Consider the following 16,139-nt stretch of genomic DNA (forward strand, 5'->3'; position numbering starts at 1 on the left):
TCGCCGTTAAATAACTAAGGAATTAACGGTTTTTCCATCACATAATCTTCCATTAGGAAGCCATCACCAATATCGATGTCTTCGGTATCAACTATCAAAAATCCCATTCGTTCGTAGAACTGAATGGCCTTGTTATACCGATTGACATTTAAGCCCAGGCGGGTATTCTGATGGGCTAGCGCAATAGCACCAACCTGATCAATAAATAATCGGCCGACGCCTTTCCCCTGGCTGGCGGGAAGCAGGTATATTTTGTGGATTTTGGTGAGGGGTTTACTCGTGTAATTTAACTCGTAGGAGACGTAGCCGAGGTACTCATTCGTGTCGGTGTTTTTAGCAATAAGAAACACGTGCTTTTTCTCATTGATCTGAGTGTTTAGTGCATCCTGGCTGTACATCATTTCCAGCATGTAACTAATCTGGGCGGGCGACAAAATCTCCCCGAATGTAGTGGGCCAGGTCTGGTAGGCGATGTCGCGAATGAGGGGTAAATCTTGTTCGGTAACTTGGGTGATGGTGATCATTGGGGGGGAATCAATCAGGCAGATTTTGCCATTAAAACTCGCAACGTATCGAGGTTACTTTGCTTATCGAAAATTGCTTGAACTGGAATCTGAAAACCAGGGATTGTCAGTGCGGTAAGGGTGTCATTTATATAGAGGACTGCAACAGAAGCAAATGCCATTGTGGGTTTATCCAACTGATATTGCTCAACCGACTTTCGGACAGGATCAATGATCCAATATTCCTGAACCCCATGTGCCGCATAATCTTCAAACTTGACTCCTCGGTCGCGGCCAGTAGTACTTTTTGACAGAATTTCAACGATTAAATCTGGGGCAGGATGCTCCATCTGGTCATCCTCGAATGAGTTTGCCGTTTCGCTATTCCAGTAGCAGATATCCGGTTCGTAATCATTGCGGGTTAGTCCAACGAGGGCCTTCTCTGAATCGACAACTCCCAAATCATTGAGTAGAACAAAATTTTGAAGCAGATTTTCCAGGTATTTAGCTGCATCCAGATGCCGACGTTTGACGGGCGAGTGCATAATGACTTCGCCGTTAATGAATTCGGCTTTAATGTCATCGCGAAGCCATTCTCGAAAAGCCCGACGACGTTGGGCTTCGTCGGCTAAAATAGCCTGCGCCCGTTCGATAACCAGTTTGGCATCGGGGGCTTCCAGGAGGTCGGCAACACGAGATTCGAGCATCATAATTCTTAGAGAGGGGAAACTACGGCTTCTAATTTGGTTATACTACTGGTAACAAACGCAGTTTCATCTGCTTCAAATCCTTTCAAGGTTCGTCCAACTGATGTTTTCCATTCAATTAAACCATTGGCGTTTCGCCCCATAACGATAGCAGCAGCCGTTGACGGGCTACCAAATATATAATCATCAGTAAACTCAAGACAATCATTGACTACAGATAACACACCTTTTTCGATAAGATCCTGCCGAATTTTTTGTGTAGACAAAGGAAATGAAGGAACCGTATTGGTAGCTGCTCTTGATCCTTTAAAAACTACGAACCCTTCTGATGTAGGAACCCCCAGTGCATTAGACCCTCGTGCGGAGTTAATCTGAAAAACTTCTTGTGGTTGCTTTGTTTCTGGTTTTGCTTCTCGTTTTTCCTCAAAAACCTTGTGGCCAAGTGTGTTAACTAAAAGCTTAATATTTTCCAGAAACTCTTCCATTTCAGCTTTATCTGATTCTGATATAGCAGACTGAGTAGGTGTATTTCCATTTTCAATTTTATAGCGGTTCGCACTTTTAGCGATGCTGTGAAGTCTGTTCTCTAAATATTTAATATGGGCTTTGTTAAGGTTTTCATCCTTACTTATAAAGACAATAGCCTCATTCCAAAAATCTTTTTCTTTGTGTTGCGGCAATCGCTCTAACACAGATTCCGCTTCACCTATATAAACCTGTTCAGTGCCTATTTCATTACGACCAAGTAAGAGATAAATACCAGTTTTACTTAACTCAGATCTATCAGAACAATCTTTTATTCGAACACGCGGAATCTTATACGCTTTACCTGTCCAATTGGAAAGCTCACAACTCATTCTGCCGTTAGGGTCGCCATCTATTAGAAAGATTTTAATTGTTTTGCCAAACTTCATTTTATAAATGGCTAATTGATCTTTTCTAAAGATACGAGTTTGCGTTTAGTCGTGAAATTATAGAACGGCCTTTTCACGACTAAACGCATAATATTACACTGCGTCCGACAAACTCGTAAACGTGAACTCCCGAATTTTCATTGGTGGTACCAGGTAGTTGCGATCCGTTTCGGTACTGACCACCCGCTCTGGTTTGCCCAACGATTCGAGGTTGTTGAGCATGATGATCGGGCTTTCGTTGAAGCGGAAATTCTTCACCGGGTGCTTGATCTTGCCGTTTTCGATATAGAACGTTCCGTCGCGGGTGAGGCCCGTGAGCAGAATTGTTTGTGGGTCAACCTCCCGGATGTACCAAAGTTTAGTGACGAGAATACCACGCTGGGTGCTCTTGATCATGTCTTCCAGGGAGGAATTGCCGCCCATCATGATCATGTTATTCGGATACGGAATGGCTTTTTTACCTTGCTTCTGTGCCCAATACCGCTCGTAAGAGAGGTTTTTGACAACGCCTTTCTCAATCCACATCATTTTTTCCTGCGGACGACCATCACCTGACCAGGGCGATGCGGGTAATTCAGGATTGGTAGGGTCGGAGTAAATGGTGACGCGCTCATCCACGATCTTGTCGCCGATGCGCGATTTGCCACCTGCCTTGCTGAAATAGGACCGACCTTCATCGGCCGACCGGGCATCCATGTTGAAATAGATGTTTTCAAGCAAGACGACAGCCGCCGTAGGCTCCAGAATAACGGTGTATTTGCCTGGCTCTATGGCTCGTGCTTCGGCCGACCCCTGTGCTTTCTGGATGGCGATACGCGTTGCAGCTGCTGTGTCGAGCTTGGCGTAATCGCTGTATCCACGCGCTACATAACCCGATCCTTTGCCATCGGGCGTACGGACGGTCAACGAGAAATTGACGCTTGTGCTGGGATAATAAGCAAACAACCCCTTGGAGTTCATCATGGCAGTGTAGCCATAATTGTCCTGCAAAAAGCCAGCAGCCGTTAAGTTTTTCTCCCGCGAGAGTTGCAGACTTTTATCAACGGCAGTAGCACGGGTATCGGGCGTAATTTTGGCCGTAGAATCAAAGAAACCACTCGATTTTACGTATTGTTGTGGACCCAGAATACCCACATATTCAGGGTTTTCGGGGGCTAGTTTCGCTAATTCTTCGGATCGACGTACGACTTTTTCGAGCGACGCATCGTCGAATTCATCGATCGTCGCTGTGCCGACGCGTTTGCCATAGGCCGACTGTACCGCTAAATTTTTATTGATGAGCGAGCCGCTGGTCGATACTTCATTGCGGGCGTACCGGAGATTTCCCCGTTCTTCGCCCAGAAGGTTCACCTCGCACTCGTCGGCTTTCGAGTAACTGAGAACTTTAGTGAGCAGTGCTTTCGCTTCTGCTTCGGTAAGGATGATTGCCATTGTTTGTCTGTGGTTTACGGTTTACAGTATTCGGTTTACAGTTGGCTGGCACGAGAATAGGCTTGCGCCAGCTAACTGTAAACCGAATACTGTAAACCGTAAACTCTTTTAAATTTTTCGTGCTGTATTGATCACATTGACACCATTGAAGCGGGCGGTGCTGCTACCGTGCGAAACGGCGCTCGATTGCGGGGGCTGCCCTTTTCCATCGAAGAAGGAGCCGCCAAGACGGTAGTCGCTCTCGTCACAAACGGCCACGCACGAATTCCAGAATTCCTGGGTGTTCGACTGGTAAGCTACGTCTTTCAGCATGCCGGCAATTTGACCATCCTTGATTTCGTAGAACAACTGGCCACCGAACTGGAAGTTATACCGTTGTTGGTCAATCGAAAACGACCCATCGCCAATGATGTAAATGCCTTTTTTGACATCCTTGATCATATCCTGAACCGACAAAGGCGTTTTACCCGCGGCCAGCGATACGTTGGCCATGCGCTGAAACTGCACCGAACTCCAGCTATCGGCATAACAGCAACCCTGCGACTCTTTCTCACCAATGATGTGAACCTGATCCCGAATAGCCTGGTAATTCACCAGCGTGCCGTCTTTCACTAAATCCCATTTCTTGGTACCAACGCCTTCGTCATCGTAGCCAACGGCACCCAATGAACCGACCTGTGTTTTGTCGGCGATGAGATTCACCTGTTTGCTGCCGTAGTTGAAGTTTTTTGATTGCCATTTGTCCAGCGTAGCGAAACTGGTTCCGGCAAAATTGGCTTCGTAACCCAGCACACGGTCAAGCTCCAGCGGGTGACCAACCGATTCGTGAATCGTGAGCCAGAGGTGAGATGGATCTAAAACAAGGTCGTATTTACCGGCTTCGACCGACTTTGCTGTATGCTTAGCGCGGGCCTGTTTGGCGGCTGAGGTCACATCTTCGAGCATGTCATACCCTTTGTTGTAGCGGGTCGTGATGCCCGTTACTTTGTCGGAAGGGTTCACTTGTAGATAGTCGTAACCCATGCCCATTGGCGCACTCAGGGCATTCCGCGTTTCAAATTTGCCGCTTTTTGGGTCAATGGCCGTTACATTGAAAATCGGCCAGATTCGGTGAATATCCTGATCGGCGTAGGTGCCATCGGTGGAAGCAAAATACTTCTGTTCGTTGACCATGAAGAGCACCGAGTTTACATAGTTGGCTCCGTTTTGTAAAGCCGACGCATTGACGGACAGAAGTAGATCCACCTTTTCCTTGATGGGTACTTCAAAGGCGTTCCGTTTGATCGGCGCTTTCCAGCTTACTTCGCCATAGCCTTTTTGCGGAGCCAGTTGAACGGGCTCCTTCATGAGTTTGGCATTCGCTTTCGCAATCGCTACGGCTTTTTCAGCAGCCTGAGCAGTGTCGGCCTCACTTTTGGCGTCCACTACGGCGGCAAATCCCCAGCAGCCATCGGCAATGACACGAACCCCAACCCCGTATGATTCGGTGTTCACAATGTTCTGCACCTTGTCTTCGCGGGTGATCACGTATTGATTCAGATAGCGCCCGATGCGGACATCGGCGTAGCTCGCTCCTTTACTTTTAGCCGCATTCATAGCGGCATCGGCCAGACGTTTCTTTACAGCTACATCAAGGCCGGGCTCCAACAGTGCTTCTGGACTGACGGTACGGGAAAAGGCGGGCGGTTTAGGCAGCAGGATACCAGCGGTTCCCATGCCTATAAGTTGGTTGAAATCTCGACGATTCAATGGTTGGTTCTCCTATTTTATTGAATTAAATGAAGCGTAATCAAAAGCACGACCAAGATACAGGTTGATGCCTGAAATCTAGAATTTAAACCCAGGAATCACGCCTATAGCCAATGTTTATTGACCAATCGCGAATAAAAGCCAAATCATCAAAATTTGCTCAAGTTAAGTTTTGGATGGTAAAAAGTTAATTTAAACGGCATTCTTTGGTAAAAAATAGGGAGTCATACAAGCAGTATGACTCCCTTATCTTACGTTCTCGCTTGGCTTCGCCGAGTGAGGAGTATTCATTCAAGGGCCTCTGGCCCGTTTTTTATGTTATTATAATCACATCGGCCAGAGGCCGTTAAACTAATAGACCTCACTCGGCGAAGCCAAGCGAGAACGCAGGTCCACAGAGAACACAGGGAAAAACACACTGTGTTCTCTGTGGACCTGTAGACATTAAATCTACACCGCGTCCGATAAACTCGTGAACGTAAAATCGCGGGCTTTTACGGGAGGAATCATGTTGCCATTGACCCGAATTGGCGCGCCTAACGCTTCCACATTATTCAACACGATGACTGCGCTTTCATTGAATCGGAAGTTCTTGATCGGGAACTTGATCTGACCATTTTCGATGTAAAAAGTACCATCCCGCGTTAAGCCCGTTTGCAGCAAGGTCTTCGGATCAACCATCCGAACGTACCAGAGCCGGGTCACTAAAATGCCCTTATCGGTACTTTTGATCAGATCGGCCAGTGATTGGTTGCCCCCTGCCATAATAAAACCCGTGGGTGGGGGAATGGCTTTTACTCCTTTCTTATCGGCCCAGAAACGGGAATAGCTCATGTTTTTCACGACCCCATTCTCGAACCACGTTATTTTCTCCTGCGGACGACCGTCGCCAACGGCACCACCCCCACCCAGAAATGAGCCCGTGCGGTTTCTGCCTTCACCAGCGAAGGGTTCGCTTGGAGCATCAGGATTCATTGGATCGGAGTAAATGGTTACCCGTTCATCAATGAGCTTTTCGCCTAAGCGGGTGCCGCCCCCTTTTTTGCTCAGAAAACTCCGGCCTTCATCGGCCAGGCGCGTGTCCATACCCGACATCATGCTCTGCAACAATGTACTCATGGCGGTAGGCTCCAGAATGACGGTATACTTGCCTGGTTCTAAAGCTCGTGCATTTGTAGAGGCCAGCGCTTTTTGCATGGCAATGCCCGTTACCGAACGGGTCTTCAGTTTCGATATGTCATTGAAGTCACGGGTAACATAGCCCGAGCCAGTGGCGTCGGCCGTTCGGACCGTAACCGAGAAATCGACCGAAGTAGCTTTGTTGTAGCCGAATAACCCTTTGCTGTTGGCAATGGCCGAGAAACCAGTTGTATCCTGCATGAACCCGGCTGCACTGAGGTTCTTTTGTTCACAGGCATCAACACTGTCAAAGGCGACCTGAGCCCGGTATTCAGCGTCCATCTTAGCCGTATTTTCTGAATACATCGGCGTTTCGAGGTACGTCTGTGGCCCGATCATGGGCATATATTCCGAGTTTTCGGGGGCTAGTCTGGCAATTTCTTCGGCCCGCCGAACGGTTCGTTCAAGTGCCTTATCGTTAAACTCATTGATCGTTGCCGAGCCCATCCGTTTGCCGATACCCGCCGTAACCAACAGCGACATATTGTCTGATTCACCGCCGGAAGAGACACTATTGAGCGCATACCGAATATTACTGGTCCGGCCGCCACCCAGGCTAACACTCATTTCATCGGCTTTGGAAAAAGACAATGCTTTTTCCAGAATTTTCTTCGCTTCTTCTTTAGATATATTGGACATAAAGAGTTTTCGGTTTATGGTTTACAGTTTTCAGTTTTTGGTTTACGGTTGGCTGACGCATGAGTTACTGACGCCGGTCCGCCGGTGCGGTCAGCCAACCGTAAACCAAAAACTGAAGACCTTAAACTGTTTAAATTTTCCGTCCCGTGTTGAGTACGTTTACGCCGTTGAACCGGGCCGTTGAGCTGCCGTGCGAAACCGAATTGATTTGGGCGGGCTGGCCTTTACCGTCGAAGAAGGTGCCCCCCATGCGGTAATCGCGTTCATCACATACTTTTACGCAGGAGTTCCAGAATTCCTGCGTATTGGACTGATAAGCCACATCCCGAAGCATGCCAGCAATCTGGCCGTCTCTGATTTCGTAGAATAACTGGCCGCCAAACTGGAAGTTATAGCGTTGTTGGTCAATGGAATAGGAGCCATCGCCAATGATGTAAATGCCTTTCTTAACATCCTTGATCATTTCGTCGACCGTGAGCCGCTCTTTGCCCGGCGCTAACGAAATATTGGCCATCCGCTGAAACTGAACCGTGCTCCAGCTATCGGCATAACAGCAGCCCTGCGACTCGGTTTCGCCCAGCATATGCACCTGATCGCGGATGGCCTGGTAGTTGACCAAAATGCCATCTTTAATAATATCCCATTTCTTGGTTTTCACGCCTTCGTCGTCCCAACCTACATCGCCCAGCGAACCTGCTTGCGTTTTGTCGGCGAAGAAGTTAACGTCCTTGCTGCCATAATTGAAGTTTTTCGACTTCCACTTATCGAACGTTGCAAAGGACGTACCGGCCAAATTGGCTTCGTAACCCAATACCCGGTCCAGTTCCGTTGCGTGTCCGACCGATTCGTGAATCGTTAAATAGGTGTGCGACGGGTCCAGCACTAAGTCCCATTTGCCGGGCTCTACCGACTTGGCTTTTAACTTCAAGCGGGCCTGTTTAGCGGCTGCTGTTGCATCCTCGAGCATGTCGTACCCCTGATTATAGCGGGTAGTCACACCCGTCAGACGGTCGGGAGGAGCAGTTTGTAGGTAGTCGTAACTTCGGCCCATTGGCGCACTCAGGGACTCTCGGGTTGCCATCAGCCCGCTCGCTTTATCAACAGCCGTAACAGTGAAATTTGGCCAGATACGGTGGACATCCTGATCGATGTAGGAGCCATCGGTGGAGGCAAAATATTTCTGTTCATTGATCATGAACAGGGTTGAATTCACAAAATCGGCACCATTAGTCATGGCTGCCCCATTAACGGCTAATAGCAAATCCGTTTTTTCTTTAACGGGGATCTCAAACGAGTTTTTCGTGACTTTTGTCTTCCAGGACACTTCGCCAAAGCCTTTTTGGGGGGCAAGCTGCACGGGCTTTTTCATTAACCTGGAATGGGCTTTGGCAAACGCAACCGCTTTTTCGGCTGTTCTGGCTACGTCGTCTTCACTTTGTGTTTCGCCCATAGCCGCAAATCCCCAACATCCGTTGGCAATGACACGTACCCCCACACCAAACGACTCCGTATTGATGATGTTCTGTACCTTATCTTCACGGGTCATAACGTACTGATTCAGGTAACGGGCAATTCGTACATCGGCGTAGGTGGCCCCTTTGGCAGTGGCGGCATTTAAGGCAACATCGGCCAACCGTTTCTTAATGGCTACATCCAGACCCGGCTCCAGTAGCTCCTCTGCGGTGACGGTTCGGGCAAGGGCTGGTGTTCTGGGCAAAAAAAGCCCGGCAGCACCCAACCCTAGTGTTTGCGTAAAATCTCTACGATTCAAGTTGTATTCCTCCTATATGGTTAAGTAAGCGAAAATGAGTAGTCAGCTTTAATCTAAAATGGAGGTGGGATGATTTGTGTTATATTCTAATTGAGACTTAAATTATAAAATTTAATATCTATAAAAAATAAATTACTTATAATTAATTTTGAAATAATGTATATAGGCAACTAATTATTTGTTTATTGATAAAATCAAAAATTGGTAGCCGGTAACCTATCCGTTCAAGTAACTTTAGGCAGGCAATTGAGCCCCTATAATTCATATTTCGTATAGTAACTTACTTGCTTACAGATAATTACTTATGGATCTTCGTCGTCTATTCTAAGAAGATATTAAAACCCCTAAAACCCCTGATTGATTTGTATTAAATAATCGCCTAAATAAAAATTATCCTTTTGGGCTTTTAAAACCCCCAACCCCCTGAAGGGGGCTTTTCTCCCCAGTGAACTTAGCCCCCTTCAGGGGGTTGGGGGTTTTGAAGACTAGCAAAACGGCGGTTAATTTCTTCAAGTCAATCAGGGGACTTTATCCGCAAATGAGCAAAGTCCCCTTCAAGGGATTTAGGGGTTTTTAAGCTGATAAAAGCTGATTTTTACGTATTCCTACAAAAGCAAAGGCCATTATCTTTCGATAACGGCCTTTGCTTTTGTACGCTAAGAAGCGATTACTCCTATACGGCGTCTGATAAGCTCGTGAACGTAAAGTCCCGAATCTTCATTGGGGGAATTAGATTACCGCCCACTCGAACCGGTTTTCCCATTGCTTCAAGGTTATTGAGCATGATAACCGGGCTTTCGTTAAACCGGAAATTCTTCACCGGAAACTTAATCTGCCCGTTCTCAATATAGAACGTCCCGTCGCGGGTAAGGCCCGTATACAATTGCGTTTGCGGATCAACCGCGCGAATGTACCAGAACCGGGTTACCAGAATGCCTTTATCCGTGCTCTTGATCAGGTCGGCCAGGGATTGAGTACCACCCAGCATAATGAAACCGCCAGGGGCAGGAATTGGCTTAACCCCTTTCTTATCAGCCCAATAGCGCGAATAATACATGTTCTTGACAACGCCATTCTCGATCCAGGTCCGTTTTTCCTGCGGCACGCCATCGCCACCACCGCCACCAAAGCGACCCTGACCACCGCCACCACCTCCTCCGCCAAAGGGCGATAAAGGTAACTCAGGGTTCATTGGGTCGGAGATGAAGGTAACGCGCTCATCGAAGAGTTTCTCGCCAAGGCGAGTGCCGCCCCCTTTCTTGCTCAGGAAACTCCGGCCTTCGTCGGCATTCCGGGCGTCCATACTGCGCATCATGTTTTGCAGCAGTTCAACGGAAGCGGTTGGTTCCAGAATAACGGTATACTTGCCAGGTTCCAACGCGCGCGCACTCGCCGAGGCCAATGCTTTTTGCATGGCTATTTCGGTGGTTGCTTTGGTGTTAAGCTTGCTAACGTCGGTTACGTCTGGGTTGGCATAGCCTGAGCCTAAGCCATCGGCCGTGCGGACGGTGATTGAAAAGTCAACACTAGTGGCCCGGTTATACCCGAACAGCCCTTTACTATTGCCAATGGATGAGAACCCGGTTGTATCTTCCATGTAACCCGCTGCTGTCAGATTCTTTTTTCGGCAGGGATCGATGCTATCAAAAGCCGCTTTAGCCCGAAATTCAGGGTCAATTTTAGCGGTGCTTTCGGCATATGTACTGGTTTCCAGATACGTTTGTGGGCCTAGCATCGGCATATACTCTGGGTTCTCTGGGGCCAGTTTGGCAATTTCTTCAGCCCGCCGAACGGTCTTCTCGAGTGATGCGTCATCAAACTCGTTGATCGTGGCCGTACCCGAACGCTTGCCATAAACAGACGTTACAGCCAGGGAAATGTTATCGGATACACCGCTGGTTGAAACAGAATTTCGGGCGTAGCGAATGTTGCCTGTGCGGTTGCCCGTTAGGCTGACACTCATTTCATCCGCCTTCGAGAACGCCAGCACCTTATCGATTATCTTTTTTGCTTCTTCTTTTGTTAAGATTGCCATGTTGATTTTAGTGTTTTTAGTGCAGTTGGTGAAGTAGGTGTAGTGAGTGAAATAGGTTGAGTGAGGGAAATAAAACCCACTGCACCGATTTCACTTACTCCACTCATTTCACCAACTGCACCTACTTTACCAATAATGACTAGATTTTACGAGCTGTATTGATCACGTTAACACCGTTGAAGCGAGCGGTTGCGCTACCGTGTGAAACGGCGCTCGACTGCGAGGGTTGGCCTTTTCCATCGTTGAAAGCACCACCCAACCGGTAATCGCTCTGGTCACAAACAGCAGCGCAGGAATTCCAGAATTCACGGGTATTGGCCTGATAGGCAACATCTTTCAGCATGCCCACGATCTGCCCGTCTTTAATTTCGTAGAACAGCTGACCACCGAACTGGAAGTTATACCGTTGCTGGTCAATAGAGAACGACCCATCGCCAATAATATAAATGCCTTTTTTGACATCTTTAATCATTTGATCTACCGACAAGGGCGTTTTTCCAGCCTCCAGCGATACATTGGCCATGCGCTGGAACTGTACTGAACTCCAGTTATCGGCATAGCAGCAGCCCTGCGACTCTTTCTCGCCGATGATGTGAACCTGATCCCGAATGGCCTGGTAGTTTACCAACGTACCGTTTCTGACCAAATCCCATTTCTTCGTCTTCACACCTTCATCGTCCCAGCCAACTGCGCCCAGCGAACCCACCTGTGTTTTGTCGGCCACCAGGTTTACCTCTTTACTACCATACGCGAAGTCTTTTGACTTCCATTTATCGAGGGTGACGAAGGACGTACCGGCGTAGTTCGCTTCATAACCCAATACACGATCCAGTTCGAGGGGGTGACCAACCGATTCGTGGATAGTGAGCCAGAGGTGAGATGGATCGAGAACAAGATCATATTTGCCAGCCTCTACCGACTTCGCAGTCAGTTTCTCTTTGGCTTGTTTAGCCGCTGCGGTGATGTCTTCCATCATATCATAACCCTTGTTATACCGGGTTGTGATGCCACCTACTTTGTCACTTGGGTTGACCTGCAAATAATCGTAACCCATGCCCATGGGTGAACTCAATGAGTTACGAGTAGCAAATTTGCCACTTTGCGTATCAACCGCCGTCACCGTAAAGCTCGGTCCAATGCGGTGAATGTCCTGATCGGCATAGGTGCCATCGGTGGAGGCAAAATACTTTTGCTCATTCACCTGGAACAATACGTTATTCACGAAGTTCGCGCCGTTTTTCATGGCCTCCGCATTGGCTGCCAGCAGCAAATCCACCTTTTCTTTGATGGGCACTTCAAAGGCATTTTTCTTAATAGGGGCTTTCCAGCTTACTTCACCGAAGCCTTTCTGAGGGGCCAATTGTACCGGTTCCGTCAAGAGCCGGGCGTTGGCTTTTGCAATCTGTACAGCTGTTTCGGCTGCTTTTGCAACGACGGCCTCATCACGGGCATCGCCTACAGATGCAAATCCCCAGCAACCATTGGCAATCACCCGAACGCCAACACCGTAGGACTCGGTATTGATAATCCCCTGCACTTTGTTCTCGCGAGTGAGGACGAACTGATTCAGGTACCGGCCAATGCGCACATCGGCATAGGTAGCTCCCTTTGATTTGGCTGCGTTCAGAGCCGCATCGGCCAGCCGTTTCTTCATAGAAACATCAAGGCCGGGTTCCAGCAGGGCTTCGGGCGTAACAGAGCGGGAAAAAGCGGGCAGAGAGGGCATCAAAATGCCGGCTGTCCCCATGCTTAGTAATTGGTTAAAATCTCGACGATTCATTGAAAAAGTGTTTTAAACACAGAGTTAACAGTGAGAAGGGCAGAGAACACAGGAATTCGCCACATAGTCTGTGAAGGAACTCAGTGTTCTTCGTGGTTTAGAAAACTATACCGCGTCTGACAAGCTAGTAAAAGTAAAGTCTCGGATTTTGAGTGGCGGTACCAGATTACCCCCGATACGAACAGATTTTCCCATTGCTTCGAGGTTATTGAGCATGATAACCGGACTTTCATTGAACCGGAAATTCTTGACCGGAAACTTGATCTGCCCGTTTTCGATGTAGAACGTCCCGTCGCGGGTAAGACCGGTGTACAGCAGCGTTTGTGGATCGACCGGGCGGATGTACCACAGGCGCGTTACCAGAATACCTTTCTCCGTACTTTTAATCATGTCGGCCAGCGATTGGGTGCCGCCTTCCATAATGAAGTTGCCGCCTGGAGGAGTGGCATGTACGCCTTTCTTTTCGGCCCAGTACCGGGAGTAAGGCATGTTTTTTACCACACCCTTTTCGATCCATGTTACTTTTTCCTGCGGCCGGCCGTCCCCGCTGAAGGCACCATTGGGTACTTCGGGATTGGTTGGATCGGAGTAAATGGTGACGCGTTCATCGAAGAGTTTTTCGCCGAGTCGGGTGCCACCGCCTTTCTTACTCAGAAACGAACGGCCTTCATCGGCATTCCGCGCATCCATGGATCGAACCAACGCCACCATGAGGGATGCATCGACGTTCGAGACCAGGGCGGCAGGTTCCAGAATAACCGTGTACTTGCCAGGCTCCAACGCGCGGGCACTTGCCGATGCCAGCGCTTTTTGCATGGCGACTTCGGTCATGTTTTTGGTACTCAGTTTCGATACGTCGGTAACGTCCTGCGTCGCGTATCCTGAACCTAAACCGTCAGCCGTACGGACGGTGATGGAAAATTCAACGGATGTTTCGCGGTTATAAGCCGATAACCCTTTGCTGTTGCCGATTGCATTGAAGCGGGTTGAATCTTCCATATACCCAGCCGCCGTCAGGTTCTTTTTCCGGCAGGGGTCAAGGCTCTCGAAGGTAGCCTGTGCCCGGAAGTCGGGGGTCATTTTAGCGGTACTTTCGGCATAGGGGTCTGTCGACAGATACGTCTGTGGCCCCAGCATCGGCATATACTCTGGGTTCTCTGGGGCCAGTTTGGCAATTTCTTCGGCCCGCCGAACGGTTTTTTCCAGCGACGCATCATCAAATTCGTTGATAGTAGCTGTACCGGATCGTTTGCCGAAAACGGATGTTACCCCGATAGAAAGATTCGTGCTTTCGCCACTGGTCGAGACCGAGTTACGGGCATAGCGAATATTTCCCGTGCGCCCTCCCGACAGATTGACACTCGTCTCATCCGCTTTCGCGTAGGAAAGCACTTTGTCAATTATCTTTTTTGCTTCTTCTTTGGTTAGGATGGTTGCCATTTTTCTTAGTGTATTAAGTGCAGTTGGTGGAGTTGGTGTATTAGTGCATTAGGTGGAGTAAGTGAAGTAAGTGGAGTAAACCCACTACACCAATTTCACTTACTAAACTCACTACATCTACTTCACGAACTCCACCAATGACTATATTTTCCGTCCGGTGTTGATTACGTTGACGCCGTTGAATCGGGTGGTTGCGCTACCGTGCGAAACGGCGCTGACCTGCGAAGGCTGGCCTTTCCCATCGAAGAAGGAACCGAAGGTGCGGTAGTCGTCTTTGTCGCAAAGCTGGGCGCAGGAGTTCCAGAATTCCTGCGTATTGGACTGATACGCTACATCATCGAGCATACCCACGATTTCGCCATTCTTGATTTCGTAGAACAATTGCCCGCCGAACTGGAAGTTATAGCGTTGTTGATCAATAGAATACGAACCCCGACCAATGATATAGATTCCTTTGTCAACCCCTTTGATCATATCGAAAACCGAGCGTTTTTCTGTACCGGGTTGCAAGGATACGTTGGGCATCCGCTGAAACTGCACTGAATCCCAGTTATCGGCATAGCAACATCCGTTCGATTCTTTTTCGCCCAGAATAGCCGCCTGATCGCGGATGGCCTGGTAATTGACCAGTATCCCATCTTTAATCAAATCCCACTTTTTGCAGGGAACGCCTTCATCGTCGTAGCCAACGGTTCCCAAGGTATATGGCTGGGTTTTGTCTGCGACGATATTTACTAATTTGCTGCCGTAATTGAAGTTTTTCGTCTTCCACTTGTCTAAGGTGGCGAAACTGGTTCCGGCATAGTTGGCTTCGTAACCGAGTACGCGGTCGAGTTCAGTAGGGTGGCCTACGGATTCGTGGATGGTCAGGCCCAGGTGATTGGGGTCGAGTACGAGGTCGTATTTGCCCGGCTGGACGGTCTTGGCGGTTAGTTTTTCCTTCGCCTGTTTAGACGCCATAATGGCATCTTCTACCATGTCGTAGGAATTTCGATAGCCGACAAGGCCGTTTGGCGCCTTGATTTTCTCCGAATCCAGACCCTCCAGGTATTCATACCCCATACCCATGGGTGAGCTGATGGCATCGCGGGTTTTAAATTTCCCGGCGGCCCGATCAACAACGGATACCGTAAAGGTTGGCCAGATCCGGTGAACATCCTGATCAATGTAAGAGCCATCGGTGGAGGCAAAGTATTTTTGCTCGTTGATGAAAAACAGGTTCGACGTAACGAAGGCGGCTCCATTTTTCATGGCTTCGCCATTCACGTTCATCAGCAAGTCGATCTTCTGCTGAACGGGGATCTCGAAGGCATTTTTCTTGATCGGCGTTTTCCAGGTTACTTCGCCAACGCCCTTTTGGGGAGCCAGTTGAACGGGCTCGGTTTGAAGTTTGGCATTCGCCTTGGCAATGGCTACGGCTGTTTCGGCACATTTGGCAATGGCATCGGGCGTTACGATGCTGGTGGCGGCAAAGCCCCAGGTTCCATTGGCAATAACCCGAATACCGACCCCAAACGATTCGGCACTGGTAATGTTCTGCACCTTCGTCTCGCGTGTAAACACGAATTGCTGAAGGTATCGGCCAATACGGACGTCGGTATACGTAGCTCCTTTGCTTTTGGCCGCGTTAAGGGCAATGTCGGCTAATCGTTTCTTGGCGGCTGTGTCGATGCCAACACCCCGGCCACTGGCTTCACGCAGGTATTCAGGAGATACTGCATTGCCAAATACCGGAACACCAGCTGTCAGCAGGCCACCAACGCCTAAGCCAGACAACTGGATAAAATCTCGTCTTTGCATGTATTAAAAAGAAGATGTTCGTTGATGATTGTACAGATTGCACGCTCAGTAAAAGCACGAATATGGCTAAAAAAGACGAACAGATTTATATTGGTGTTTTAATTTGTGACAAACGGTAGAGGGGAAGGGCTCCATTCTGCCCAATAATATTCGGTAAAAATGCTTATAAGCAATTGATTCCTTAAAAGGTG

The 16,139-nt window shown here is 48.6% G+C and carries 11 protein-coding genes; all 11 read right to left on the reverse strand.

Annotated features, from left to right (window positions below):
* Positions 1-14: 14 nt before the first annotated feature.
* Positions 15-524, reverse strand: a complete 510-nt coding sequence (locus ACYVGO_RS15840) for a GNAT family N-acetyltransferase (protein WP_460970117.1) — start codon at positions 522-524, stop codon at positions 15-17.
* Positions 525-538: 14 nt separating this feature from the next.
* A complete protein-coding gene (locus ACYVGO_RS15845) occupies positions 539-1,213 on the reverse strand; it encodes a Uma2 family endonuclease (protein ID WP_460970118.1) in 675 nt (224 codons plus the stop codon).
* Positions 1,214-1,218: 5 nt separating this feature from the next.
* Entirely contained in the window at positions 1,219-2,124 is a 906-nt protein-coding gene (locus ACYVGO_RS15850) for a GIY-YIG nuclease family protein (RefSeq protein WP_460970119.1), read from the reverse strand.
* Between the two features lie 93 nt (positions 2,125-2,217).
* Positions 2,218-3,555, reverse strand: coding sequence for a TldD/PmbA family protein (locus ACYVGO_RS15855; RefSeq protein WP_460970120.1), 1,338 nt, complete (start codon positions 3,553-3,555; stop codon positions 2,218-2,220).
* Positions 3,556-3,663: 108 nt separating this feature from the next.
* A complete protein-coding gene (locus ACYVGO_RS15860; protein WP_460970121.1) occupies positions 3,664-5,304 on the reverse strand; it encodes a TldD/PmbA family protein in 1,641 nt (546 codons plus the stop codon).
* A gap of 450 nt (positions 5,305-5,754) precedes the next feature.
* The gene (locus tag ACYVGO_RS15865; protein ID WP_142772203.1) at positions 5,755-7,122 is read right to left on the reverse strand and encodes a TldD/PmbA family protein; all 1,368 of its coding nucleotides are present in this window, start codon (positions 7,120-7,122) and stop codon (positions 5,755-5,757) included.
* 130 nt (positions 7,123-7,252) lie between these two features.
* Positions 7,253-8,893, reverse strand: coding sequence for a TldD/PmbA family protein (locus ACYVGO_RS15870; protein ID WP_460970122.1), 1,641 nt, complete (start codon positions 8,891-8,893; stop codon positions 7,253-7,255).
* Positions 8,894-9,566: 673 nt separating this feature from the next.
* The gene (locus tag ACYVGO_RS15875; RefSeq protein WP_142772205.1) at positions 9,567-10,928 is read right to left on the reverse strand and encodes a TldD/PmbA family protein; all 1,362 of its coding nucleotides are present in this window, start codon (positions 10,926-10,928) and stop codon (positions 9,567-9,569) included.
* Positions 10,929-11,067: 139 nt separating this feature from the next.
* Positions 11,068-12,708: a TldD/PmbA family protein gene (locus ACYVGO_RS15880; RefSeq protein WP_142772206.1), complete on the reverse strand. Its 1,641-nt coding sequence runs from the start codon at positions 12,706-12,708 to the stop codon at positions 11,068-11,070.
* Positions 12,709-12,813: 105 nt separating this feature from the next.
* The gene (locus ACYVGO_RS15885; protein ID WP_142772208.1) at positions 12,814-14,148 is read right to left on the reverse strand and encodes a TldD/PmbA family protein; all 1,335 of its coding nucleotides are present in this window, start codon (positions 14,146-14,148) and stop codon (positions 12,814-12,816) included.
* Positions 14,149-14,289: 141 nt separating this feature from the next.
* Positions 14,290-15,948, reverse strand: a complete 1,659-nt coding sequence (locus ACYVGO_RS15890; protein ID WP_142772209.1) for a TldD/PmbA family protein — start codon at positions 15,946-15,948, stop codon at positions 14,290-14,292.
* Between the last annotated feature and the right edge of the window lie 191 nt (positions 15,949-16,139).

Source organism: Spirosoma migulaei (assembly GCF_054776855.1).

Coding starts and splice junctions, on each gene's coding strand:
- ACYVGO_RS15890 (WP_142772209.1), bottom strand. CDS start 15,948: ATGCAAAGACGAGATTTTATCCAGTTGTCTGGCTTAGGCGTTGGTGGC.
- ACYVGO_RS15855 (WP_460970120.1), bottom strand. CDS start 3,555: ATGGCAATCATCCTTACCGAAGCAGAAGCGAAAGCACTGCTCACTAAA.
- ACYVGO_RS15875 (WP_142772205.1), bottom strand. CDS start 10,928: ATGGCAATCTTAACAAAAGAAGAAGCAAAAAAGATAATCGATAAGGTG.
- ACYVGO_RS15880 (WP_142772206.1), bottom strand. CDS start 12,708: ATGAATCGTCGAGATTTTAACCAATTACTAAGCATGGGGACAGCCGGC.
- ACYVGO_RS15845 (WP_460970118.1), bottom strand. CDS start 1,213: ATGATGCTCGAATCTCGTGTTGCCGACCTCCTGGAAGCCCCCGATGCC.
- ACYVGO_RS15885 (WP_142772208.1), bottom strand. CDS start 14,148: ATGGCAACCATCCTAACCAAAGAAGAAGCAAAAAAGATAATTGACAAA.
- ACYVGO_RS15850 (WP_460970119.1), bottom strand. CDS start 2,124: ATGAAGTTTGGCAAAACAATTAAAATCTTTCTAATAGATGGCGACCCT.
- ACYVGO_RS15840 (WP_460970117.1), bottom strand. CDS start 524: ATGATCACCATCACCCAAGTTACCGAACAAGATTTACCCCTCATTCGC.
- ACYVGO_RS15865 (WP_142772203.1), bottom strand. CDS start 7,122: ATGTCCAATATATCTAAAGAAGAAGCGAAGAAAATTCTGGAAAAAGCA.